The organism is Acinetobacter sp. YH12239 (assembly GCF_013417635.1).
Classification (GTDB): Bacteria; Pseudomonadota; Gammaproteobacteria; order Pseudomonadales; family Moraxellaceae; genus Acinetobacter.
In genome coordinates, this window is sequence record NZ_VPDP01000001.1 from 379,100 (window position 1) to 403,805 (window position 24,706).

Annotated in this window: 19 protein-coding genes; 11 read left to right on the forward strand and 8 right to left on the reverse strand. The window is 37.8% G+C overall.

The features are described from left to right. Window positions 1-35: 35 nt before the first annotated feature. The 4 genes from FTV17_RS01765 to FTV17_RS01780 form a co-directional block, all read right to left on the reverse strand. Window positions 36-2,930 (reverse strand): calcium-binding protein, encoded by a 2,895-nt coding sequence (locus FTV17_RS01765; RefSeq protein WP_179997906.1) that lies wholly within the window; start codon window positions 2,928-2,930, stop codon window positions 36-38. A 261-nt stretch (window positions 2,931-3,191) separates the two neighbouring features. Further along, the gene (locus tag FTV17_RS01770; protein WP_179997907.1) at window positions 3,192-4,634 is read right to left on the reverse strand and encodes a sensor domain-containing diguanylate cyclase; all 1,443 of its coding nucleotides are present in this window, start codon (window positions 4,632-4,634) and stop codon (window positions 3,192-3,194) included. A gap of 145 nt (window positions 4,635-4,779) precedes the next feature. Further along, a complete protein-coding gene (locus tag FTV17_RS01775; protein WP_179997908.1) occupies window positions 4,780-6,195 on the reverse strand; it encodes a sensor domain-containing diguanylate cyclase in 1,416 nt (471 codons plus the stop codon). A gap of 76 nt (window positions 6,196-6,271) precedes the next feature. Then, on the reverse strand, window positions 6,272-7,057 hold the full coding sequence (locus tag FTV17_RS01780; protein ID WP_092767050.1) for a hypothetical protein: 786 nt from the start codon (window positions 7,055-7,057) through the stop codon (window positions 6,272-6,274). Window positions 7,058-7,247: 190 nt separating this feature from the next. On the opposite strand from FTV17_RS01780, the gene uvrB reads away from it, so the two are divergent. The 7 genes from uvrB (at window position 7,248) to FTV17_RS01815 (ending at window position 16,258) form a co-directional block, all read left to right on the forward strand. Then, a complete protein-coding gene (gene uvrB / locus FTV17_RS01785) occupies window positions 7,248-9,269 on the forward strand; it encodes an excinuclease ABC subunit UvrB (protein ID WP_179997909.1) in 2,022 nt (673 codons plus the stop codon). Between the two features lie 122 nt (window positions 9,270-9,391). Further along, complete coding sequence (locus FTV17_RS01790) at window positions 9,392-9,994, forward strand: lipocalin family protein (RefSeq protein WP_179997910.1); 603 nt, start codon at window positions 9,392-9,394, stop codon at window positions 9,992-9,994. A 106-nt stretch (window positions 9,995-10,100) separates the two neighbouring features. Beyond that, window positions 10,101-11,045, forward strand: a complete 945-nt coding sequence (gene rarD / locus FTV17_RS01795) for an EamA family transporter RarD (RefSeq protein WP_179997911.1) — start codon at window positions 10,101-10,103, stop codon at window positions 11,043-11,045. Window positions 11,046-11,202: 157 nt separating this feature from the next. Next, entirely contained in the window at window positions 11,203-12,915 is a 1,713-nt protein-coding gene (locus tag FTV17_RS01800; RefSeq protein WP_179997912.1) for a hypothetical protein, read from the forward strand. 245 nt (window positions 12,916-13,160) lie between these two features. Further along, window positions 13,161-14,618, forward strand: a complete 1,458-nt coding sequence (locus tag FTV17_RS01805; protein ID WP_179997913.1) for a glyceraldehyde-3-phosphate dehydrogenase — start codon at window positions 13,161-13,163, stop codon at window positions 14,616-14,618. Between the two features lie 189 nt (window positions 14,619-14,807). Further along, a complete protein-coding gene (locus FTV17_RS01810) occupies window positions 14,808-15,566 on the forward strand; it encodes an MFS transporter (RefSeq protein WP_179997914.1) in 759 nt (252 codons plus the stop codon). A gap of 11 nt (window positions 15,567-15,577) precedes the next feature. Further along, window positions 15,578-16,258 carry a hypothetical protein gene (locus FTV17_RS01815; RefSeq protein WP_179997915.1) on the forward strand — a complete coding sequence of 227 codons (681 nt, stop codon included), beginning with the start codon at window positions 15,578-15,580 and terminating at the stop codon, window positions 16,256-16,258. Window positions 16,259-16,286: 28 nt separating this feature from the next. Here FTV17_RS01815 and FTV17_RS01820 read toward each other — a convergent pair whose 3' ends face one another. Beyond that, entirely contained in the window at window positions 16,287-17,150 is an 864-nt protein-coding gene (locus FTV17_RS01820; protein ID WP_179997916.1) for an SDR family oxidoreductase, read from the reverse strand. A 117-nt stretch (window positions 17,151-17,267) separates the two neighbouring features. Here FTV17_RS01820 and FTV17_RS01825 point away from each other — a divergent pair, with 117 nt between their 5' ends. Then, window positions 17,268-17,642 (forward strand): helix-turn-helix domain-containing protein, encoded by a 375-nt coding sequence (locus FTV17_RS01825; protein ID WP_179997917.1) that lies wholly within the window; start codon window positions 17,268-17,270, stop codon window positions 17,640-17,642. Window positions 17,643-17,697: 55 nt separating this feature from the next. Here FTV17_RS01825 and FTV17_RS01830 read toward each other — a convergent pair whose 3' ends face one another. Beyond that, window positions 17,698-18,879, reverse strand: a complete 1,182-nt coding sequence (locus FTV17_RS01830) for an MFS transporter (protein ID WP_179997918.1) — start codon at window positions 18,877-18,879, stop codon at window positions 17,698-17,700. A 257-nt stretch (window positions 18,880-19,136) separates the two neighbouring features. On the opposite strand from FTV17_RS01830, the gene cgtA reads away from it, so the two are divergent. Together cgtA and proB are read left to right on the forward strand one after the other, a co-directional pair. Continuing rightward, on the forward strand, window positions 19,137-20,348 hold the full coding sequence (cgtA, locus tag FTV17_RS01835; protein ID WP_179997919.1) for an Obg family GTPase CgtA: 1,212 nt from the start codon (window positions 19,137-19,139) through the stop codon (window positions 20,346-20,348). Window positions 20,349-20,376: 28 nt separating this feature from the next. After that, complete coding sequence (gene proB / locus FTV17_RS01840; protein ID WP_035265485.1) at window positions 20,377-21,510, forward strand: glutamate 5-kinase; 1,134 nt, start codon at window positions 20,377-20,379, stop codon at window positions 21,508-21,510. Between the two features lie 23 nt (window positions 21,511-21,533). Here the strand turns inward: proB and FTV17_RS01845 are convergent, their stop codons facing one another. Together FTV17_RS01845 and FTV17_RS01850 are read right to left on the reverse strand one after the other, a co-directional pair. Next, entirely contained in the window at window positions 21,534-22,181 is a 648-nt protein-coding gene (locus FTV17_RS01845) for an HAD-IB family hydrolase (RefSeq protein WP_179997920.1), read from the reverse strand. Further along, window positions 22,148-23,353 (reverse strand): DUF1615 domain-containing protein, encoded by a 1,206-nt coding sequence (locus FTV17_RS01850; protein ID WP_179997921.1) that lies wholly within the window; start codon window positions 23,351-23,353, stop codon window positions 22,148-22,150. Before FTV17_RS01850 ends, FTV17_RS01845 begins: the two co-directional genes overlap by 34 nt. A gap of 282 nt (window positions 23,354-23,635) precedes the next feature. Here FTV17_RS01850 and dusB point away from each other — a divergent pair, with 282 nt between their 5' ends. Next, window positions 23,636-24,682 carry a tRNA dihydrouridine synthase DusB gene (dusB, locus tag FTV17_RS01855; protein ID WP_179997922.1) on the forward strand — a complete coding sequence of 349 codons (1,047 nt, stop codon included), beginning with the start codon at window positions 23,636-23,638 and terminating at the stop codon, window positions 24,680-24,682. The last annotated feature ends 24 nt before the right edge of the window (window positions 24,683-24,706 follow it).

Sequence of the window (24,706 nt, forward strand, 5' to 3'; positions counted from 1 at the left end):
GGTACTTAAAGCACCTATTTTTTTGCGGGGAAGAATTACACGTAACTTAAGTTTTGATCTAAAGTTAGTAAGTTGAATGTAGAACCGTCTTTAAATAAGATTGATTCAACTTGATGTGCTTCACCTTTTGCCCAATCTTTAATAGTAATTTGATCAGCAGAATCTTTAAGTTTGATGATACGATCATTCCCAGAGTCTTGAACGAGTAAATCATCAATTGAGATACCAGCACCAAATTGAATGGTATCTTGACCACCTTTTTCATAGATTGTATCTACTCCAAAGCCTTGATCAAAATAGTATGTCTCGTTACCAAGATCGCCATACAATTTGTCGTTACCAATACCACCATTTAAGATGTTAATCAGACCACTATTTGCGATTAAGGTGTCATCTCCAGCGAGGCCTTTTAATTCGTTATTTACGAATTTGCTACCTGTGATAATGTTGTCAGATTGGTTACCCGTACCACTTTGTTGAATTTCTGATCCAGCAATCAAAAGTTCTTTGATTGGATTGATCAGCGTAAGGTTTTCAACATTTTCGGTTAATTGATACTGATCTGCAGAACTAATGACAGTGTCTGTACCTTCATAGTTGTGTTCAAGTACGAAGTCATATTTTGATTGTACATAATAGGTATCGTCACCACGACCACCTACGAGGACATTGATGCCTTCACCACCTTTTAGAATGTCATTGCCCCAACCACCAAAGAGCAAGTCATCACCTTTACCACCTACAAGCGTATCGTTGCCGACACCGCCTTTAATGATGTCATTACCATCTTTACCGTTTAAGGTACGTCCGAAAACAGAGTAAGTGCTGATAATGTTGGTATTAGGGTTAAATAAGTTTGTCGCTACTGCTACAGAGCCAGCCAAATCACCTGCATATGCATAAGCAAGTTGAGTCAATGTATTCACAAGTTGATCACGTGAAGAGAAGCCATCGTCAAGTACTTCACCTTTGATGAATTGTCCAACGAAGTTTAAGCCCTCAGTCACGATTTGATTCACAACATCAAAGATACTCGCACCAGCTTTTAAGTTCGCTTTAACCACATCACCTAATAGCTCTAAATACCAAGTAAACGGACGGCTATCACCACCGTTCAATTGTGAAGTATCCACACCTAAATAGTGATCAAGAATACTTAATGGTGTGATACCTGTCCAATCACCTAGCTCGCCACCCAAGTTTTCAAGAGCTTGAGTTGCATCCATAAGTACCAATCCAAACTTACCATCAGAGCTTGGTAAATATCCTGCTGGAACAACAGTCTCGCCATCAGCATTTTTCACGCCATTCAAGAAATTGTCAGCTAAAGTTTTGATCAATACATTTGATGCTTGCCAGAATTGTTCATCCGTAATATAGATGCCTTTATCTGCAAGTGATTTACCTGTTCCTAAACGAACATATTGATAAAGGAAGTTCTGAGGATCAGCTATTGCAACAGCTTCAGCAACTTTTAACCAGTTTTTAGTACCTTGATCCACTGCATCGTTTGATGCTAAATCTTCTTTGATCACGGTATAAATAGGGCGCCAGAAGTTTTTACCTTGTAAAGAACCAGTTGACATAAACTTGTTATATAGTTCTTGAACTTGTTTAAATGCAGATTCACTTACGCGGTAACTAAATTGATTGTCAATTTTGTAGAATTTAGGACGACCGTCATCTGATGGATTAGATTGATCTGGTTGTTTTGGTTGACCCCATTCTCGATCAAAATGTGAGTCTGAAGGTAGAAAAGTGGCACCAATATCCTTACCAATATTTACGATAATGTCTGAAATCTGATCGATAATCGCATCACCGGCTTTATGAATTTCTTCAAAACCAGGAATGAATTTATCACCAACTTTAACCAATGGCGCAACGCTATCTAATAAATCATTCACGATGCCATCTTTGCCGATGATCAAATTACCAACCAGCTCACTTGGAATTTTTAAAATTGAATCAAGGTTAAGTTCGCCATCTTTCCATTCATTTTTGTGGTGTGTATCTTTTGCTTCCACATTTGAGCCGAGGGCTTCACCAGCACCACTGAGTAAATTCGATGCTGCATCGATAATGCGGTCACCTAACTCATGAACAACTTCAAATGGTTTACCAAGTAGAGCATTACCTGCTAAGCCAATAGGCGAAGCCACATCTAAAACTGTATTGACTAAATTTGCTGTCGTGACTAAACCATTACCTAGTAACTGAGCTGGAATAGAAAGTACTGAGCTAAATTTGAAATCAGGAACATAATCGAAAATAGGTTCAAGTGCATTTTCAACTTGATTTGCAACTGTATTCACAATTGACTTTAGGTTGTCAGTAGCTGATGGAAGCTCTTGAGACCATTCATTATCATAATGCGTATCTTTAGGTTCAATTGTCCCGCCAATCGCTGAGCCAATGTCATGAGCCACATCAGAGACAGCATCAATAATCGTATCACCTGCTTTATGAACAACATCAAAACCAGGGATAAGTGCATTTCCTGCAATAGCAATCGGTGCAGCAGCATCAAGAATATCATTGGCAATATTGGTTGCACCGATAATGGTGTTTCCAATTAAATCCCCAGGAAGGCTTAAAATGTTATCTAAGCTGAGTTCTTTGTCTTCCCACTCATTTTTATGATGAGTGTCATTCAGTTCGATGGTTGCACCAAGTGCTTTACCTACTGAATTCACTGCATCTGAAGCTGCATCAATAATTTTATCACCAAGTTCGTGCACTGCTTCGAAAGGTTTGCCAAGTAAAGTATTACCTGCTAAACCAATAGGAGAAACTACATCAAGAACAGTATTCACAGCATTGGTGGCAGCGATTAGACCATTACCAACGAGTTGAGCTGGAATTGAGAGAACTGAACTTAATTTAAAGTTAGGTAAGTAATCGAATGATTTATAATTGAACAAAGCCATTGTTATAGTCTCTTATAAAAATAAAGTGTTTTTAATCGTTGTTCGTGATTAAAGTGTGACGAGAATCACATTTTATTAATTTAAAATCAATTGCTTTTGTTAGACAAGATCATGAATTTTTTGTCATAATTTAATGAAAAATATAGTAAAGCTTATATAAGAAGAGAATAAGATTGATTTTTTTCAAAAAAAACACCAGTGCAATGACTAGTGTTTCAAGAGCAAATAAAATGTATGATCTAAAGATATAAATATTATAAGCTATTGATTTTTATTGGATAAATATTTGTAGTACTGTCTCTTATGATCATACATGGATTGATCTGCACGCTTTAACATATCCTCAATTGTTTCATTCTCAAGGGTTGTAGCAAATCCCATTGAGGCACTGATGATATGGTTAGAATAATATTGATTATCGATATTCAATAATTCTTGAATGGTCAAAATCGTTGACTGAACGGTAGTTTCATTTGCACCTTGCATCAGGATAACAAATTCATCACCTCCAATTCGAGAGGCTGTATAACCGGTATTGTGAATCGTCCTACTTAAGATATTACCCATTCTGCGTAAAATCTCATCACCTGCATCATGACCAAATTGATCATTAATCGGTTTAAGGCCATTCATATCTAGAAAAATTGCAGAAACTGGGCGAATAATTGCGCGTTCCAATCGATGGATTTCTTCAGTGTAGAACGAGCGGTTTTTGAGTTTTGTTAAAACGTCGTGTTTACCTAAATATTCTAAATAGCTCTCAGCTTTTTTTCGCGCTGTAATGTCCGTTAGGGCAAGTTGTACAAGCCCCCAATCTTCTTCATAACCTGGAAACACAGTGAATTGAAGTAAAACATAGCGAATTGAACCATCCAAAGCATAGTTGATCGCTTCACGACTATGATGAATTTTCCCATTCCATAGTTCGATCAATTGTTCCTTAAAAGTTTGATGCATTTCTTTCGAGAAAACTTTTTTTAGATTTTGAAATAAATCTGATTTCGTCGATGCCTTGAACAAATCCAATGTTGCTTGGTTGACGTCTAGTAATACAATGTCTTCAATGCATTGTTGTACGAAATCTTGATGCACATCTAAAAAAGTTCTGAAATCATCAATACCAATTGATTTGAGATGATCGAGTCTTAATTTAATGCGACTAAAGTCTTCAACCCATAATGATGTGGGTGAATAACTAAATCTTGCTTCAGCTAATCGACGATTTTTCTCTTCTAAACGCCGAGCTTGCATATAACCACTAATATCTTCTGTAGTAAGCAAAATACGGTCTAAACTTTGTTCTGAACCAGGTAAAACGACAGCTCGCAGTTTTATGTCTAAGGGTTGACCACTCAGCGTGAAATTAGTGGTTGTACTTGTAAACTCTAATTCACCCTTCCAAAGTGCAACTAGTTCTGCGATGTGCGCATCAAACATTTGATGTTGGAAAATGGTGCTTAAATTTTGGGTGAGATGTTTAAGGCTTTGTGCTTCAAAAAGATCGAGTGTTTTTTGATTTACTTTAACAATCTTAATTTGATGTGCGCATAAAGTGACAAGATCTGGATTTTGCTGAAGATGTAAAGCTAAATCAGTGACCCCATCACTACGCCATTGGTTAAAGATGGTTTGAATGGCACTAAAATCTTCCAACCACATTGGGATAGGAGATAAATCAAAAATTGATGAATCAAGTATCTCCATAACTATCCTTGAACTTTTCTTTTAAAACAATAAATTGTGGATAATATAGCACTAAATTATTTTGATATAAAATTCAAATTTTTTATTATTTTTGTGATTTAAGACACTTTTTTGAGCTAAGCTAACGTTGAGCTAAATCCTATGCTCAATTCGTTAGATTTTTATTTTGATAAAAATGATGCTTGTTAATATACATGCATTTATCTGCACGGCGTAACATATCTTCTAAGGTTTCGCCTTTAAGTCTTGTGGCATGTCCGAGTGAAACGCTGATAGAAAGATGAGGGTGATCTAGATTATGTTGATGTATTTGAGTTTCAAGATCATGAACAAGGATTTTAACTTGCTCAACATCGGCATGAGGCATCAATAATACAAATTCATCGCCACCTATTCTAGAAATTGAAAAATCTTTTTTGTGAGTGACAAATTGAAGAATTTCGGCAAAGTTTTTTAGATACTGATCACCGACATCATGTCCGAACTGATCATTGATGATTTTTAAACCGTTCATGTCAATGTAAATACAAGACACTGGATAGAGATCAAGTTGCTCAATCCGTTCAATTTCTTCATTAAAATAAGTTCTGTTATGTAAATCAGTTAAAATGTCATGTTGACCCAAATAATGTAAGTGATTTTCTAATTTTTTTCGTTCAGTGATATCTGTAAGGGCGACTTGTATCACCGCCCAATCATCTAAATTATGTGGAAAAATATTTAACTGTTCTAAAACGAAGATTTGTTCTCCATTCGCGTTGTAGAAACTACTTTCTCGCTGTTGATATTCTTCATGATTCCACAATTGTAGTAACTGGCTTTTAAAATTTTCCAAACGTTTAATATTAAATAAATCATGAGAATGATGTAAAAATTGAGATTTATCTTTCACAGCAAAAAGTTTGAGCGCCGCTTCATTGACATCAATGAAATTTATTTGCTCAAAGCATTCCACAACAAATTCTGGATGTTGATGAATGTGTTGGTCTAAATTCTCAATGTTTTGCAAACGGAGCAGTTCAAATCTTTTTTTAATTTGGCTAAAATCCATGATCCATAGTGCTGTTGGATTATAAGTAAATAAAGATTCGGCAAAATGACGTGCTTTTTGATATTGGGAAATATCTTCGGTGGTCATGAGTAGGCATTTCCAATTATCCTCATAACCTTTTAATTTCATACCGCGTAATTGAACATCTAAACGCTTTCCATTGGTCGTATAATTGATCACTGGAATATGATGTTCAGTATTCTTCCAAAGTGATACAAAAAATTGGATTTGGAAAGTGCTGACTTCAGGATGAAGGAACTTCTGAAAACTTTCTAAAATTTCTTCTAAGTTTTTTGCTTCATACAGTTTAAGCGTACTTTGGTTAACACGTAAGGTATGAATCGTACTCAAGCAAAGGTGGAGACGACTGTGATCCTCCATCAAATATGCTTCAATATCTTCAATACCTTCAGCAGTCCATTGTTCAAAAATTTGTTTAACACCGCTGAAGTCTTGTAGCCACATCGCAATTGGAGATAAATCAAAGATGGTCAGATCTAAATGATCCATAGATGCGAGCCTTGGTGTTTAAAATTCATTCATTAATACAATATAAGTGAATGAATCTTATAAAATCAACATCTTATTAAACTGATTTTTTTGCTCGATGCTCAGGTTTTGGCGCAGAAATTGACTTAAGCCCTTGCCAAACATCAACAAAATCTTGTTCATTAATTTGGTAGAGTTCAAGTAAAGCCAATACCACACCACCCATCATGAATGCACGATCGGACTTCGGTTCATATTGGAAGGTTTGATCTTTTAGATGATAGAGGATATCTTCGATTTCAAATATGCGTTCACGTCCATTACTGTCCACGGGGAACATCGGCGTTTCGATCAAAATATTGGCTAGTTTCTTTTCAGATTCATTTAAATTAAGTTGCTCAAATGCCGTTTCTAAAGAATCCGCGAACAGCAGTTCAGAAGAAAAAATGGCATGTAATAAAGGTTGGTTTAATTTAGGAAAGGTTCGTTCAACGAAAGGTTTAAACGAAATCGGGAAAATCACATTTTTTGATATACCTTTGAACATGGGGGCTATTTCAGCAACTTTGTAACCTGCTACACCACAACCAACGGCTGTAATAAAATACTTAATCTTGGGGTGGTTTTTTGTATAGATCTTAAAATCATTGATGTAGTGTTCAATCTGGGATAGAGGCATTTGTTGCAAATGCTCATTCATGGTCGGTATTGCATAGCTCTGTCCAGCCCAGCCGCGGCCAGCACCTTTAATCGCACCGAAATGTTGAAGTGCAATTTTTGCAGCACCACCTGCATGCGTGCCTGCTAAATTACTACCAAATACAAATACTGTATCTTCATTTAAACTGTTGATAATCGTTTCATCGTGATATTGGTAAGTCATAGTTTTTTACATCAACATGCAATTTAAGTTCATGGTGCAATTGATTGCTGTAAGGGTCAAGTAAAATTGATTGAATTTATGGTTTTTACCCTCATCATCAGATGAGTAAATCATAAAGATTTGAGCAAGCAAGCCATGCATTAGCAGTGTTATTGCATATTTTCATCATCTGTATAGCGAGAATTATCGAGTGAGTGACAGTCGTCCATTTGAATTAGTAACTAATTACGAGCCTGCAGGAGATCAACCTCAAGCGATTGAGAAACTTGTTAAAGGGGTACAACAAGGTTTTAAGGATCAATTGCTATTAGGGGTAACAGGCTCTGGTAAGACCTATACGATGGCGAATGTGATTATGCAATTACAACGTCCTACCATTGTAATGGCACACAACAAAACCCTTGCGGCTCAACTCTATGGAGAATTTAAAGCTTTTTTTCCACATAATGCTGTTGAGTATTTTGTAAGTTATTACGATTACTATCAGCCAGAAGCATACGTACCGTCATCTGATACTTTTATTGAAAAGGATTCTGCTATTAATGATCACATCGATCAGATGCGGTTGTCCGCAACGCGTGCTTTGCTTGAGCGTAAGGATGCCATTATCGTTGCTTCGGTATCCGCCATTTATGGTTTAGGTGATCCTAATGCATATATGAATATGCTCCTACATATTGTGACAGGTGATCGAGTCAGCCGTGATGAGTTGATTCGTCGATTGGTAGAAATGCAATATACGCGTAATGAACTCGAATTTTTACGAGGTACTTATCGAATTCGCGGAGAAATTCTTGATATTTTCCCCGCAGAGTCAGAACAAAATGCAGTGCGGATTGAGCTATTTGATGATGAAGTGGATTCGATCCGCTGGTTTGATCCTTTGACTGGAAAAATGATTCGTAAAGTTCCACGAATCACGATTTATCCAAAAAGTCACTATGTGACGCCTAAAGATAACTTACAGCGTGCCATCGAAACGATTCGTGAAGAACTCAAAGAGCGCTTGGCATATTTCAGAGCTGAAGATAAATTGCTTGAAGCTCAACGTATTGAACAGCGTACTCGATATGACCTTGAGATGATGCAACAGCTTGGTTATACCAATGGTATTGAGAATTACTCGAGACATTTATCAGGTCGACCAGCTGGAGAGGCTCCGCCAACGCTTTTCGATTACTTACCTGAGGATGCATTACTTATTATTGATGAATCGCATGTTACGGTTCCTCAAATTGGTGCGATGTATAAAGGCGATCGTTCACGTAAAGAAAATCTAGTGAATTATGGTTTCCGCTTGCCAAGTGCATTGGATAATCGACCAATGAAGTTTGAAGAGTGGGAACGTATTATTCCTACTACAATTTATGTCAGTGCGACGCCTGCAAATTATGAATTAGAAAAATCAGAACAAATTGCTGAGCAGGTGGTGCGTCCAACAGGATTGATTGACCCCGTCATTGAAATTCGACCAGTATTGACTCAGGTGGATGATGTCCTTTCGGAGATTAATCAACGTAAAGATAAAAATGAACGCGTCTTGGTCACAACGTTAACCAAACGAATGGCTGAAGATTTGACGTCATATTTAAAAGAGTACGGGATCAAAGTGGCTTATCTGCACTCTGATATCGATACTGTTGAACGTGTGAAGATCATTCATGAATTACGAACAGGTGTCTACGATGCATTGATTGGAATTAACTTACTCCGTGAAGGTTTAGACATGCCTGAGGTATCTTTAGTTGCAATATTAGATGCCGATAAAGAAGGCTTTTTACGCTCAGAACGTTCACTTATCCAAACCATTGGTCGTGCTGCTCGAAATGTTGAAGGAAAGGCTATTTTATATGCAGATCGGATTACGGATTCAATGCAAAAAGCAATTGATGAAACGGAGCGGCGCCGTACCAAACAAATTAATTTTAACTTAGAACATGGCATCACTCCGCGTTCAGCAGTCCGCCAAGTCATCAAAGAAATTGATACTGGTGAAGTGTATGATGATGAGTCAATTGATGAGAGTGTATCGGGACAAGCACGTGCATTAAGTGCGGATGAGCGCCATATTGTTTCCGATCCAAAACTATTGGCAAAACATTTGGCTAAATTAGAGAAGGAAATGCTCAAAGCTTCGAAAGAGCTTCAGTTTGAGCAAGCAGCGCGTTTCCGTGATGAGATCGTGCGTTTAAAAGCACAGTTAATTCAGTGATTTAATTTACAGAAAACACTGTAAAATCATCACATAACGTAACATTAAGCCGAAAAATAACCGTTATTGTTGAAGAGTAAATGAATACTCACAAAAAAATTCAATAAATAGGGGTTATTTAGATGATCAAGAGTCTCCCATCTGCTGGTTTCAATGTTAGCAAGATTGTATTGGGTGGTGCCTTATTGGTTGGTTTAGGGGCAGCAACGATGGTTTATGCTCAGGACAAGCCACTCAATACTGTTGAAAAAGTTGAACTCGATAAATACTTAGGTGTTTGGTATGAAGTAGCACGTAAGCCACTTTATTTCCAAAACAAGTGTGATCGTGATGTGACTGCGACATATACATTAAATGAAAATGGTAATGTCAATGTTGATAACCGTTGTTTTACTGCTGACGGTAAAGTTACTCAGTCAGTGGGTGAGGCATTTGTACAAAATCAGCCATTTAATACAAAATTGAAAGTTAGCTTCTTACCGAGTGCTATACGCTGGTTACCAGTTGGTCGTGGCGACTATTGGGTGCTGAAACTGGATGAGGATTATCAAACTGTACTCGTGGGTGAGCCTAAGCGTAAGTACATGTGGGTACTTTCTCGCACGCATAATCCTGATCAAGCAGTTGTGAATGAGTATCTTGATTATGCTAAATCCGTTGGTTATGACTTAAGCGATGTGATACGTACAAAGCAAACGGGTCAAGCACCTGGTTCAACAAAATAATGTTGAAAATGATGAGAACCACGCTAAGGCGTGGTTTTTTTACGCATCAACATCTATTGCTACGAATTCTAGCTATAATATCGTTTGGTAAAATTTAGGTTCAGATATGTTAAAAGGTATAGCATTGTCAGTTATGGCATCAGTGACATTTGGGGTGCTATATTTTTATACGTATTTTCTTAGACCACTAGACAGCGAGCAAACCTTTGCTTGGCGAATGTTAGCCACGTTACCTTTCTTAACGCTGTTTATGTGGTGGTCGGGTGATCTAAAATATGTTCGAGAAATTTATAATAAAATTTGCAAACAACCATCTATTTTAATTTGGCTCTTGATCAGTTCATTTTTGTGTACAACTCAACTCTGGTTATTTTTGTGGGGGCCAATCAATGGTCGGGGGCTTGAGGTTTCTTTAGGATATTTTTTGTTGCCTCTGGTGATGGTTCTCTTTGGTTGCGTTCTTTACAAAGAAAAGCTCTCAAAGTGGCAAATTGCAGCAGTGTTTTTTGCCATTCTTGGTGTTAGCCATGAAATCTGGCGCATCGGTACTGTGGCATGGGAAACCATGTATGTTGCTGTGGCTTATCCGATCTACTTTTTTTTAAGAAGAAAATTTGGAACAGATCATTTAGGTGGATTCTGGTGGGATTTATTGCTGGTGATTCCAGTTGCTGTTTTTCTAGCATTTTTTTATTCAAACACATTGCCCCTGATCATTGAGTTTAAATATCTCATTTTAGCCGTACTAGGTCTAGGTTGGTTAAGTGCCTTAGGGCTTGGAAGTTACATCTTGGCGAGCAGATATCTTCCATTTGTGATTTTTGGGTTATTGAGTTATTTAGAGCCGATTTTGTTGGCAGGAGCATCAATGGCAATGGGTGAACGCGTGGAAGCAGGAGAATGGTTGACTTATATTCCAATTTGGTTTGCTGTATTGCTCCTTATTTTGGAAGGTGCAATTTATCTCTATCGTCAAAGAAGAACTGAAAAGTTACTTCAATATCAACATAAGAAACTACAATCGCGTCTAGCCCAAAAAGATGAGCACTAAGTTTCATGTAATTACATAAGGATGAGTTGTACATAAGAGTTTTTGACTGAATGATAAGAATAATTACTTATTCTTTAAAAATATTTGTGACAAAATTAACTAAAACGTAAAAATGTGATAAATTTGTTAAATCAATAATAATTCTAATTTAACAATCATGATTCAGTACCAAACAAGAGCAGCATTATTACAGATGGAGCCTAGTCTGGATTTAAACTGGCAAAGACTCTTAGAGCGTATATTTCAACATTCTGATAGTGACGTTCGCGAAGAAATTGATCGTCAAATTCTCAAACCTAAAGATATATTTTGGAATCGTGTGAATAACACATTCGAATATAAAGTCACGACGTCGCTGGGAATTTTAAAGCATAGCTTTTCTAGTGAAAGAATGCGCTCCATTGCAGCAAAGTTATGTCAATCTATCCAATGGTTGAAGGAGATGACGGATTGCGTACAAGTGGCAGACTATTTAGAAAATGCGCTGTATCAAATTGACCAGATTGCTGTTGAGGATAATTTAAAATTACAACGCGAAAAAATGCTAATGCGTCGGGTTTTTTTGCAAGATGTTGCTAAGTTAATTCGTGAATTAAATCTTGAAACACCAGTTGGAACTCGCCAGTTAACTTCAGCTCAGATTAAGAGCTTTATGATAGAAGTATTTATTAAGCAACAATTACTGGGGTATTGGTTTAAACCGCTTCTACCTAGAAGCTCATCGATCATGGAGCATCCTTTTTTTGCACAATGGTTGCTGAAAGAACAGTCCATTCGACACTTTGATATTGTTAAAACCTCTGAATTTCTATTCGTCATCGCACCAACCAGTCAGTTTGAACAAAATCCATTTTCGATCCGTCGTTTTTTATTTGAAGATCGAATGGAATACAACCAGCAAATTTATCTCAATGGGTTGGTTTTGGATATGCGCCGTTACAATGAAGAGGGGTATATCAAACAGTTTATGGAACACGTGCAGATGATGGTTACTATTCAGCATCAAGTGCATAAAGATGTCATTCAAATTGTGCAAGAATTTGAAGATGTTGCTGAACAGAAGATATTACCGCTTTTGACACAAAATTTAGGGATGGCTGGAAGTAATAGTGATTTTGTAGCCAAACAGCATTTACGTAAGATAGAGCAAGCATTGACTGTCGAATTGCTGCAACCTCTTGTGGTGGCTTTAGAACAGCATTTATCACATATTGAAGAATATGAGCATCTGTTTAAAAGTGTGCATCGCATATTTTCAGATATTCTGGCGAATTATAAAGATTTTAAACAACAGCCTTCATTATTTTTTAATTCCTCAGTCCAGTTGTTTGAATACAAGTTGTTAGCCTATTTAAAACTACTTGAAAAGCGTAAAGATGAAATATTTTTACCATTGAATATGTATGAACGTGGAGTCATGCATGAGCGCTCCAAGAAACCGTTAAATGCATTACAAGAAGATTTAAGCCAACATATTCAAGATTACCGAGAAATGCTGTCTCATACGATGCGTTTGAAACGAGATTATGCTGAAGTTCAAGGCTCATTTTTAAAAAGAATGGTGGCTGGAGAAAAGTTAGAAAAAGAACTTCAACAAACTTCATTGGCCATGGTGAAAATCAAGAAGCAGGCTTATCTAGATATTTTAAGTGTGCCTAAAAACTACCGTAAATATAGTGTATTTATTGAATTTGAAAGTTTTTCAGCTACAAGTGAGTTTGAACGACATTATGCATTCCCTTCGGGGCAAAATGGTTTAACTAAGCTTCCAGTATTGGTCAAACTCCCAGAAAACTTAGAAGATTTTAATTTAGAAGATTTAAATATGATGTTGAGTCAGGATATTTCGGCTTCACCAGTATTTAGTTGAACAGGCTGCAACTCAGTGACGAAATTGGATTTGTAGGCTTAATGATCAGTATTTGATATCTAAATGAAATCATTTACCCAAAAAATTATATTGTAATTCAATGGCTAAAATATATTTTTTACAAAGAGAATATTGCTTTAGTAAAAAATAAACCGAGTTTTCATTTCAACTCTGAGCTAATTCCTTTACAATTATGGGGTTTTGAAATTTATGCTTAGATTTACAATTAATTAGAGGACGTATCTGTGAGCAAAGACACTATCGTTGCCCTACATGCAGAGCACCAAGGTCGCTGGAAAAACCGTGAAGAACTCGCGGAACGTATGATTGCCCTTGTTGGTCAGTTATACCGTGAAAAAAACATCGTAGCTACAGTATACGGTCGCTCTTTAATTAACCGCTCGGTTATCCAAATTCTTAAAGCTCACCGTCGTACACGTGTTTTAGACGTTGAACTTTCTGCTGTAGATACTTTCCCAATCCTTGAAGCATTGGTTAAAGTACAAAATATCGGCACAGCTGAAATCGATTTAGGCAAACTTGCTGTAGAATTTAAAGCAAAAGGTGGCGATGTAGATGCATTCGTTGCTGACGCTGTTAAATCACTACAAGGAAATGCTGCATCTGTTGAGCATAAAGATGTTGTGCTTTATGGTTTTGGGCGTATTGGTCGTATCCTTGCACGTCTTATGATTGGTCAGTCTGGTCTTGGTCGTGGTCTAAACCTTAAAGCGATTGTTGTTCGTAAATCATCTGATGGTGATTTAGAGAAACGTGCTTCTTTACTTCGTCGTGACTCTATTCATGGTCCATTTGCAGGTACGATTTCTGTAGATGAAGAGAACGAAGCAATTATTGCGAATGGTCAATTCATCAAAGTGATCTATGCATCTAACCCATCAGAAGTGGATTACACTGCATATGGTATTGAAAATGCATTGGTGATTGATAACACTGGTAAATGGCGTGATGCTGAAGGTCTTGCTCAGCACCTTCAATGCCCAGGCGCTGCACGTGTAATCTTAACTGCACCTGGTAAAGGTGATATGAAGAACGTTGTGTTTGGTGTTAACCAAGCTGATATTCTTGATGAAGATACAATCATCTCTGCTGCAAGCTGTACTACAAACGCGATCACACCGACGTTGAAAGTACTTCATGACAAATATACAGTGATTAATGGTCACGTTGAAACAGTTCACTCGTTCACGAACGACCAAAACTTGATCGACAACTACCATAAAGCTGACCGTCGTGGCCGTGCTGCAACGTTGAACATGGTGATCACTGAAACGGGTGCTGCTAAAGCAGTTGCTAAAGCACTTCCAGCGCTTAAAGGCAAATTAACTGGTAACTCTGTACGTGTACCAACACCTAACGTGTCTTTAGCAATCCTTAATCTGACTTTAGATAAAGAAGTTGATCGTGATGAAGTGAACGAATATATTCGTCAAATTTCTATCAACTCTAATCTCCAAGGTCAAATTGGTTATACAAACTCTACTGAAGTTGTATCGTCTGACTTTATTGGTTCACGCACTGCAGGTGTTTTTGATGCGCAAGCAACAATTACGTCTGGTAACCGTTTAACAGCATATGTATGGTACGACAACGAAGTAGGTTATAGCTGCCAAGTTCTGCGTATCGCTGAACAAATGGGCGGCGTAAGCTATCCAAAAGTACCTGCTGAAACAAATGCATAATTTGTAAAGCATAAAAAGAGCCTCTTTCGAGGCTCTTTTTTATTTGCCTAAATTTACGTAATTAAGACTTTAGAGCAATATGGTTTCTTCAAAATAAGTGGTTTAATATTGAAAAATTGCGTATTTGTTCACATAAAATATGGATTGTGAGCAAGTGATTAAAAAAATAAGTGTTAAAGGATTATATTTTTGCGCATCAAATATCTTGTCATTGGCTTCGTGCTGATTGCTTTGGCTGCCGCGAGTGGTATAGCAATTGCCTTATGGGTTTTTCAACATTTTAAAATTTACATTCCACTTAAAGATCAAGCCGTGAATATTGATCTTCAGGAGCCATTGCAAGCGAAAGTTCAAATCCATGATGCTTTGGATGTAAATGTGACAGGTCGCGTGAAAACGACCATTCCAATGCGTGAAAATCTTTCTATTCCTGTACAACAAACACTGAATCCTATGGTTCATTTCGACAATCAAGTACCAATTAAAACGGTCATTCCAGTACGTGAAAATTTGATTGTGGACCAAAATTTAGCAGTGGATACTAAAGTTAAGGTTCGCATTTTAGGCAAAGATATTACATTGCCATTGAAAGGGATGATTCCAATTAAACTTGATGTACCTGTTGAAATGGATGTTCCCTTAGATCAAATGGTTCACTTGAAATTTCAAGCACCTGTTCAAGCTGATTTAAAAGAGAATCTACGCATCCCATTAAAAACGGATTTAGATGTGGATATACCAGTACAAGGTCACTTGAATGTACCAATTAAAACTGCACTAGAGGCTTCAGTCGAAGTACAAAATACTTTGCCAATAAAAATACAAAAAGGTGAGTTGGTTATCCCACTCAATACCTTAACATTACAAAAAAATCAAAAAGTGGAAGCAACACGACCTATTAAAGCTCAGAAGGATGATCAATCTGCTGAATCGGTGAAAGCCCAGTGAGCTCGAGAAGCATGAGTGCTAAAAAGATCGTGGGATATAGTTCGCTCGTATTTATTGTTGTGGCAGGCATTGTCGCGGTAGGTTTTTGGCTATATCTCAATATTCAAGCATCTGTTCAAGTCAGTGCGAAGAATGCAAGTGTACAGTTGTCAGAATCATTGCCGACCAAAATTGATGTTGGGAATTATCTTGAGGTACAAGCAATTGGCGCATTAAATACAGAAATTAAAGTACAGGAAAATATTGATTTAGATTTGCAGGGTAAATATAAAACCAATCTTAAGTTTAAAGTCGAAGTCCCTGTTTCTGTGAGTGTGGATTATCAAACCAAAGTAAAAATCGATCAAACGATTCCAATTAGTGCAACAACAGATTTGGTGTATAAAACACGATTTTTACCTAAATTTCCGTTAAATTTAGATTTGCCTATTCAGCTTGAAGTTCCATTTCATTTAAAGCGTACTTATCAGGTTCCGATTACGATTGATTTTGATGGTCCTGTCTATTTAGATTTGCATGAGCAGCTTGATGTGGATATTGATCATGTTTTCAAACCGGTATTGCATTTAAATGATCCAATTTTGATGAAGGATGTATCTAGTTTTAGAGCAACAATGTATAACTTGGAGCGAGAAACAAAGGCGAATTTAGATATGAACTTGGATTTACCCCTTCGCAATATTAAAAAGTAAAAACTCCCCTTTAAGGGGAGTCTATTCTCTAAGCATTCAGGGCTTGCTGAATGCTTTCACGAATCGGTGTGGTTTTTCGACCAATTAAATGTTCAAGATCTTTGCTTACACTGTACAGCGCACCATGGGCGGTGTGAAGATCTGCATCTATAATGATGTCAATGAGACTTAGTGGTAAACCAGCTTGAATTAATCCTTGACGATAATCTTCTGGAGATAAGTTTTGATATTTCACAGGCTGTTGTGAAAATTCAGAAAGTAAGGTCGCAAAATCATTTAAGCTAAAGCTTTCGCTACCAGCAAGCTCGTAAACTTTGTTTAAATGTTGAGCTGACTCATCATTTAATATTTGAGCTGCAGCAGTGGCATAATCCAAACGAGAAGCTGAACTAATTAAACCATCTTGAGCAGCTCCGTATACCATGCCTGTTTCGATTTGATGGGTGAGCGCAGATAAATAGTTTTCGCTATACCAATTATTTCTTAAAAAGGTGTAGGTAATAGAACTTTCTCGTATTAGTTTTTCTGTTTCTCGATGTTCATTGGCTAAGCCAAGCGGAGAGTGATCTGCATTCAGTAAGCTGGTATAGATTAAGTGAGGAACTCTAGCTTGAATCGCAGCATCGATAACAGCCTTGTGTTGTGGAGTGCGACGACCAATTTCATTGGCAGAAATGAGCAGGAGTTTATCAACATCCTGAAGGGAATTTGCGAGATCATCTGGCTGATCATAATCAAATTTGCGTACTTGAGTATCTTCAGCAAACAAAATTTTAGCTTTTTCTGGGTTGCGAACCAAAGCAATAATTTCATGCTCGCTATGAAGTTTTTTAAGTTCTTGAACAACTAAACGACCTAATTCACCAGTTGCACCTGTAATCGCAATTTTCATTTTAATTTCCTCTCATTGTGGCTAAAAAATAAACTTGATGCAGGCATATTAATCTGTTAACTTACTTAATGAAAGTACATACCTAAAAGTAAGTTATTAACTGTTAAGAGAAAAATGATGAATACATATGCGCATAGTGATTTATTAGGTCAAGTTTTATCCAGTGAATGTCCTTCTCGTGAAATTTTGGAGCATCTCACCAGTAAATGGTCAGTTCTCGTCCTAAGTTGCTTGAGTGATGGTGTGCATCGTTTTAGTGAGCTAAAACAAAGAATTGAGGGGGTGAGCGAAAAAATGTTGGCTCAGACACTAAAAACCTTAGAAAAAGATGGTTTTATTTTACGCACTGTTTATCCAGTAGTTCCTCCAAAGGTGGAGTATCAACTCACTGTATTGGGTTCAAATGCAGCGATGAAATTAAATGAGTTGATCCATTGGATTGAGCGAAATTTACCCGAAATTTTGGAAAGTAAGGCACTTATTACGCGATAGTTATACTTCATCATTTTGTTATCGCTCAGTTTAAAGTGTGTACTGAGCGAGATGTTTATATGGTTTTCATGATCTTAAAATCATAACGATCAATACATAAAATTAAAATTGAGAAAAACAGTCCCAAAGCAACGCAACCAATCCATGCATAATGTTCCCAAGCATAGATAGCACCTAAAGAACCTAGTGCAGCGCCTGAAAAGTAAATGGTCATATACACAGCATTAATTCGTGAGCGTGCTTGACCATCAATACGATAGACTAGATTCTGATTTAAAACATGAAATGCAGTGAGACCAAAATAGCTCATCAATACGCCAAGCGCATAAATGAAGATGTTCTGTTGTGCGAAATATAATGGAATACAAGAGAACAGCATCAAGCTGATACATAATTGAGCGACAAATTCTTCTTTCCCTTTGCCAACTGTTTTACCAGACCAACTTGAGGAATAAATTCCGATAATACCTAACAGACCAAATAGTCCAATTTGAAAATCAGTAAATTGATATGGGGCACTCCCTAGAACAAAAGTCATCGATGTAAACACCATTGAGAGAATGCCAAATCCTAGGGCACCCGCGCAGGCACGGCGTATGAGATGCGGATTATTCTTCGCGATGCTCCAAAGTGATTTGTAAATATCAGTGACTTGTAAATGAGAAGCCGGTTGAGTGTTGGGTAGCTTTTTCCACATTAAACATGCAAAACATAATGTTAAAATACCACTACTAAAATAAACGCCTTCCCAAGACCAATAAGTTGAAACAAAGCCGGCAAATGTCCTAGATAAAATAATCCCCATGACCAGTCCGCTCATGAGTTTACCTACAACTGCTGAGCTTAATTCAGGTGGGCTAATGGAAGAAGCAAAAGGAATTAATACTTGTGCTGATATGGCTCCAAATGTTGCACAGAGTGTAAAGATATATAAAGTGCTGATATCTGAGCTGAAAGACAAAAGGATCTGCGAAATTGCCGCAAATATCATTAAACTCACAATGAGTTTTCGTTTATTAAAAAAATCTCCAAGGGGAACCAAAAGCATGAGTCCGAGCATATAACCCACTTGAGCGATAACTACGGTAAATCCGGCTTGGCTGGTCGAAATTTCTAAACTTCTTTCGATTGAATAAATCAGTGGTTGATTGAAATAAGCTGAACCTGCACAGACACCACAGGCCAAAGCCATAATAAGCACGAATTGTGAGGATAAAGGGGTAGCAGAGCGATCCATGTCAAAATCTTAGAGTGCAATTTAATGCACTATAGGCATTATTTTGTGGTTTCAGAAATAAATAAAACCAATGATGTCATTTGATAAAACAATGAGTAATGAATAAATCAAATTTAATGCAGTGATACACCAAAACATTAAAGACTCAATTCATGAAAAAAGTCGCTAACTTATTCTCAACCTGCATAAATATAGTCGAGAAATACTTTAAAATATGGCAGAATAGGCGGTTTTAAAGTTTTTAGAGGATTGGCATTATGCGCTTTGTTGATGAAGCAGTCATTACCGTAGAGGCTGGCGACGGTGGCAATGGCGTAGCCAGTTTTCGCCGTGAAAAATTCGTACCATTTGGTGGTCCAGATGGTGGTGATGGTGGTCGTGGTGGCAGCGTATATATTCAAGCTGATGACAACACCAGTACGCTTGTAGATTATCGTTATACCCGTAGATTTCGTGCTGAACGTGGTAAAAATGGTGCTGGCGCAAACTGTGCAGGTCGCGGTGGTGAATCCGTAACACTATATGTTCCAGTAGGAACAACAATTGTAGATACTGAGTCTGGCGACATCATTGGTGATTTAATTGAAAATGGTCAACGTGTCCTTGTCGCTCAAGGTGGTGACGGTGGTTTAGGTAACACTCACTTTAAGTCATCAACGAACCGTTCTCCACGTAAATGTACACATGGTAACAAAGGTGAGTTCCGCGAAATTCGTCTAGAGCTGAAAGTTTTGGCAGATGTTGGCTTATTAGGTATGCCAAATGCGGGCAAATCAACATTTATTCGTGCTGTCTCTGCAGCAAAACCAAAAGTAGCAGATTACCCATTTACAACTATGGTACCTAATCTTGGTGTTGTAGATGCAGATCGTCACCGTTCATTTGTAATGGCTGATATTCCAGGTTTGATCGAAGGTGCTGCAGAAGGTGCAGGTCTTGGTATTCGCTTCTTAAAACATTTGGCGCGTACTCGTATTCTTCTACATATCGTGGATGTACAGCCAATTGATGGATCAGATCCAGCTTATAATGCTAAGGCAATTTTAAATGAGCTTTTTAAGTTCTCTCCAACATTGTCAAAACTCCCAGTGGTGTTGGTTTTAAATAAAGTAGATCAGTTGCCTGAAGACTCAAGAGATGAGTGGTGTAATCACATCCTTGAAGAGTTGAAATGGGATGGTCCAGTATTTAAGACCTCAGGCTTGATGTCTGAGGGAACCAAAGAAGTCGTTTATTATTTAATGGATCAAATTGAACAACAGCGTGAACGTGAAGTTGAAGATCCAGAGTATGCAGCAGAAATGCAAGCATTCCGTGATCAGCTTGAAGCTGAAACACGTGAACAAACCATTGCCGCTAAAGAGGCTTATCGTGAAATGCGTCGTAAACAACGTCTTGCAAGTCAAGAGGATGACGGTTTTGACGATGATGAAGATGATGGCGAAATGGAAGTGTACTACGTACGTTAATCTCTTTATATAAGAGACAGAGGACAAGATGATAGAAGTGGTAGATGGGCAACGTCAGCTCAAGGGTTGCAAAAGAATCGTTGTTAAAATCGGATCATCTTTACTCACAGCAAACGGAAAAGGTTTAGATATAGATGCAATCTCGCATTGGGCGGGGCAAATTGCAGATCTACACAATGCAGGGCATGAGATTATTCTCGTGTCTTCCGGTGCTGTGGCTGAAGGTATGGTTCGAATGAAACTTGAGAATCGACCCACGGATCTACCCAGTCTTCAAGCTTGTGCTGCCATTGGTCAAATGGGGCTGATACAAACTTGGTCTAGTGTATTGTTGAATCACAATATTCAATCTGCCCAAGTTTTATTGACTCATGATGACTTGGCCGACCGTCGACGTTATTTGAATTCTTGTGATGCTTTACAGCATTTAATCGATTGGAAAGTGATTCCAGTGATTAATGAAAATGACACTGTATCCACTGATGAGATTCGATTCGGAGACAATGATACTTTAGCTGCAATGGTTGCAGGCCAAGTTCATGCTGATTTATTGATTATTTTGACAGACCAAGAGGGGATGTTTGATTCAGACCCTCGCTCAAATCCTAATGCGAAGTTGTTTCATACAGTTCGCGCATTAGATGAAAGTTTGTTTGATATGGCAGGTGGTGGTGGTAAGTTTGGTCGAGGTGGAATGCTGACCAAAGTACGCGCTGCTCGTTTAGCTGCGAAATCAGGATGTCCTACACTGATTGCCAGTGGAGACAGTAATCATGTGTTAACTCGATTAATGTCGGGTGAGATGCTAGGTACGTTGTTTATCACTGATAATGATCGAATCACTGCTCACCAACAATGGTTAGCTGCGCATTTGCAAACTGCAGGGCGATTGGTGATTGATGATGGTGCTGTGAAAGCGATCAAAGAAAATCATCGGAGTTTATTGCCTGTAGGTGTGAAAGCAGTAGAGGGGCATTTCGAACGTGGTGATGTGGTGGAGTGTGTGGATCAGCAACGGCATCGCGTCGCAGTTGGTCGTGTCAATTTTAGTTCACGTAGCGCTGAAATTGTCAAAGGCTTACCCTCAGATAAGGTACACCAAGTTCTAGGTGAAGCACGTTCATTAGAAATGATCCATCGCAATCATATGGCGATCTATTAATTTCTTATTTAATAAAAGCTCGCTTAGGCGAGCTTTTTTTGTGGATCAAGATCGGGTAATTGATGAGATGATCCGACCATATAAGGATAATCAGCCATATCCAACATCGCTTGATCCTCATAAGAATTTCCATAAGCATAAATTGATTGAAATTGGTTTACATCATATTGCTTGAGTATGCGTTGTCTTTTTTCTTCACCACTACAATCAGGAGAAGAATAATGACCCGTATAAAACTGATTGAGCACTTCAGTTTCAGTACAAATCAAATCTACATTTAAAATCTGAGAAATGGGTTTTAAATAAATATCAATGGATGCAGAGACAATCGTAATGCGGTCACCACGGAGTTGATGCTTTATCAGTTGTTCATAAATGGGTGAGTTTAGATGTTGTTGTAATGAATAGGCGTATTCAAGTGCTATCGAATCAGCATCAGATTTAGAAAATCCAGCAAACATTGCCTTGAATAGCTTAGGGCGCATTGCGTGCGCGGGGTAAATATTTAAAAAATAGGCTTGAATCCAAGGCAGGGTTTTTAGTCCTTGCTTAACAATATGTCGTTTTGATAAGGCGTAAAAGATAAAGCTAGTAAAACTATCTTTATCACATAATGTTCCATCAAAATCAAATAATGCTAGGTTTTGATTCTTTTTGCTTTCTGCATACATGTTTGATATCGACCGTTAACTCGCGTAGCAAACCAGTTGGTATTGTAGTCGCGACTAAGCTTAGGACCTGAAATAACCACTTCAGGCATAATGGCATAAAATTTTTCTTTTCCAATTTTCTTTTCGTAAAGCTCAGTCACAGCTTTATAAGTTTGCGTATCTTCAAACTTTTTCTCTTTTTCTTTCTTTAAATCAGCTCGAATTTGACGAGGTGTAATAAATACATTATTTGCGGCAAATACATTGATAAGTTCTTGTTCAGATTGACTCTTTTCAGCTTTTGGATTGCCATTTTTATTGTACAGTAATAAGTCGCCATCAAGCGTTAACTCCGCTGCTGTTAATTCATTGAGCATGCTTTGGAAAGCGGCGTTACGACTTGAATACATGCCTGAATTGTAGTCTGCAAAGCGATAGATGGGTTGATCATAATCTGCTGGATACATCATCAGGCGGTGAATACCATAATAGAGTCCGCCATATTGACTATAAAGGTCTGATCTTAGATCTGCGATACTTCCACCTTGGCGCTTATGATCTTTTGCATAGCTAATATGAACTTGCATAGAGCCTAAAGTGGTAATGGGATTTAGTTTTTCACCAATATCTTGACCAACGAGTTTAGCTGCACCAGTGAGTGCACTGACATGGTAGTGTTTTGCCATGTGAGCAAAAATCTCACGATACAATTCATCTAATTCTCGTTCGGTAGAGACTTTCCGCATTTGTTTAAGATAATTGTCTTCAGGTGTTGGTTGATTTTTTAAGACCTCTTGGAAATACCCAGCAACGGTGCCTCCAATACTATCTCCTAATTTATCTTTGAATTTTTCATCTAAACGATCTTCAATTTCTTTAACTGCTTTGGCACCTAGTCCGGGTACATGGGGATCTGCAACAAAATTAGATTCTTGATCGACTACAGCAATAATGGTACACACATTTTCTTTCGTTTGGGGTATACCGAGTTGCTCTGTTATTTTATAAATATCCTCGGCCCATGAACCACGATTATTAACGCGGCCAGGAATGAGTTTTGAGATTTGATCTGCATCAATCGTTTTATCTTGTGTGTTCCACCATGATGAGTCACCACAAGCACTCATGAATAAACTTAATGTAGCAACACTACAGGCTTTAAAAATTACATTAGAGCGAAAGCTATTTTTCATAAATGCAAAGTATCAGGGATAAAGATTCTAGCGAAGTATACTATTTCATTCACGATTTGTGAGAACTTATATGTATACAAGATGATGGCAGTATGCTTCAAATCAAAATCTAAGTGTTGAGCTTAAGTTTATCCATTAACATTCAAGCAAAATGAGATAAAACATATTTTTAGTTTCAAACGTTATATAATTTAATGCTTGTATCCAATTTCAATCTCTCAATGAGTGCAGATTTAAAAAGTTAAGCATTCTGAAACTGTTTCATCATCATTGGTATTATTCATGTCTCAACATCCTGTGATCCGTGATTTATTTGATCGCGAAAAAACAACTCCTGTTTTTGTAGCACCCATGGCAGGTGTAACGGATCGACCATTTAGAACCTTGTGTAAATATTTTGGTGCAGGACATGCAGTTAGTGAAATGATGACTTCTGACAAAACGCTGCGTATGAGCAAGAAAAGTCTCTATCGAGCCAACTTTGATGGTGAAATTGCTCCAATTTCAGCACAAATAGCAGGATCAGACCCACGGGATTTAGCTGAAGCTGCACGATATCAAGTGTCAAATGGTGCTCAAATCGTTGACATCAATATGGGCTGTCCAGCAAAAAAGGTGTGCAATAAATTAGCAGGTTCTGCACTCTTACAAGATGAAGACTTGGTAGCCAGAATTTTAGATGCGGTGGTCGAAGCAGTAGATGTCCCTGTAACACTTAAAACGCGCTTAGGATTTTTAAACGGACATGAAAATATTATGCGTGTGTCGAAGCGCGCAGAACAAGCGGGTATTGCAGCTTTAGCATTGCATGGTCGTACACGGGAAGATATGTATTTAAATACTGCACGTTATGATCTAATTAAAAAAGTGAAGCAAAATATCTCTATTCCAGTCATTGCAAATGGAGATATTGATAGCCCAGAGAAAGCTAAGTATGTATTAGATCATACTGGTGCTGATGCCGTGATGATTGGCCGAGCAGCACAAGGTCGTCCATGGATTTTTAGAGAAATTGCTCATTATTTAAAAACGGGACAGCCACTTGCAGCGCCATCGATTGCTGAAGTAAAAGAAGTTCTATTGGGTCATCTGAATGAGCTATATGAATTTTACGGTGAGTATTCAGGCTGTCGCATTGCACGTAAACATATCGCGTGGTACACCAAAGGTCTCCACTCAAGTAATGAATTTCGTCAGAATATGTACAAAGTAGAAAGTACGGCGGAACAAGCCAAGGTCGTAGCCAATTATTTCGATTTACTTTTGTCAGAAGGGCAAATTATGAGTGATGTTCAAGTGGAATCTGTGGATTTATTAAAATCAGGTTGAGTTTCTATATGTCAGCACTCAACT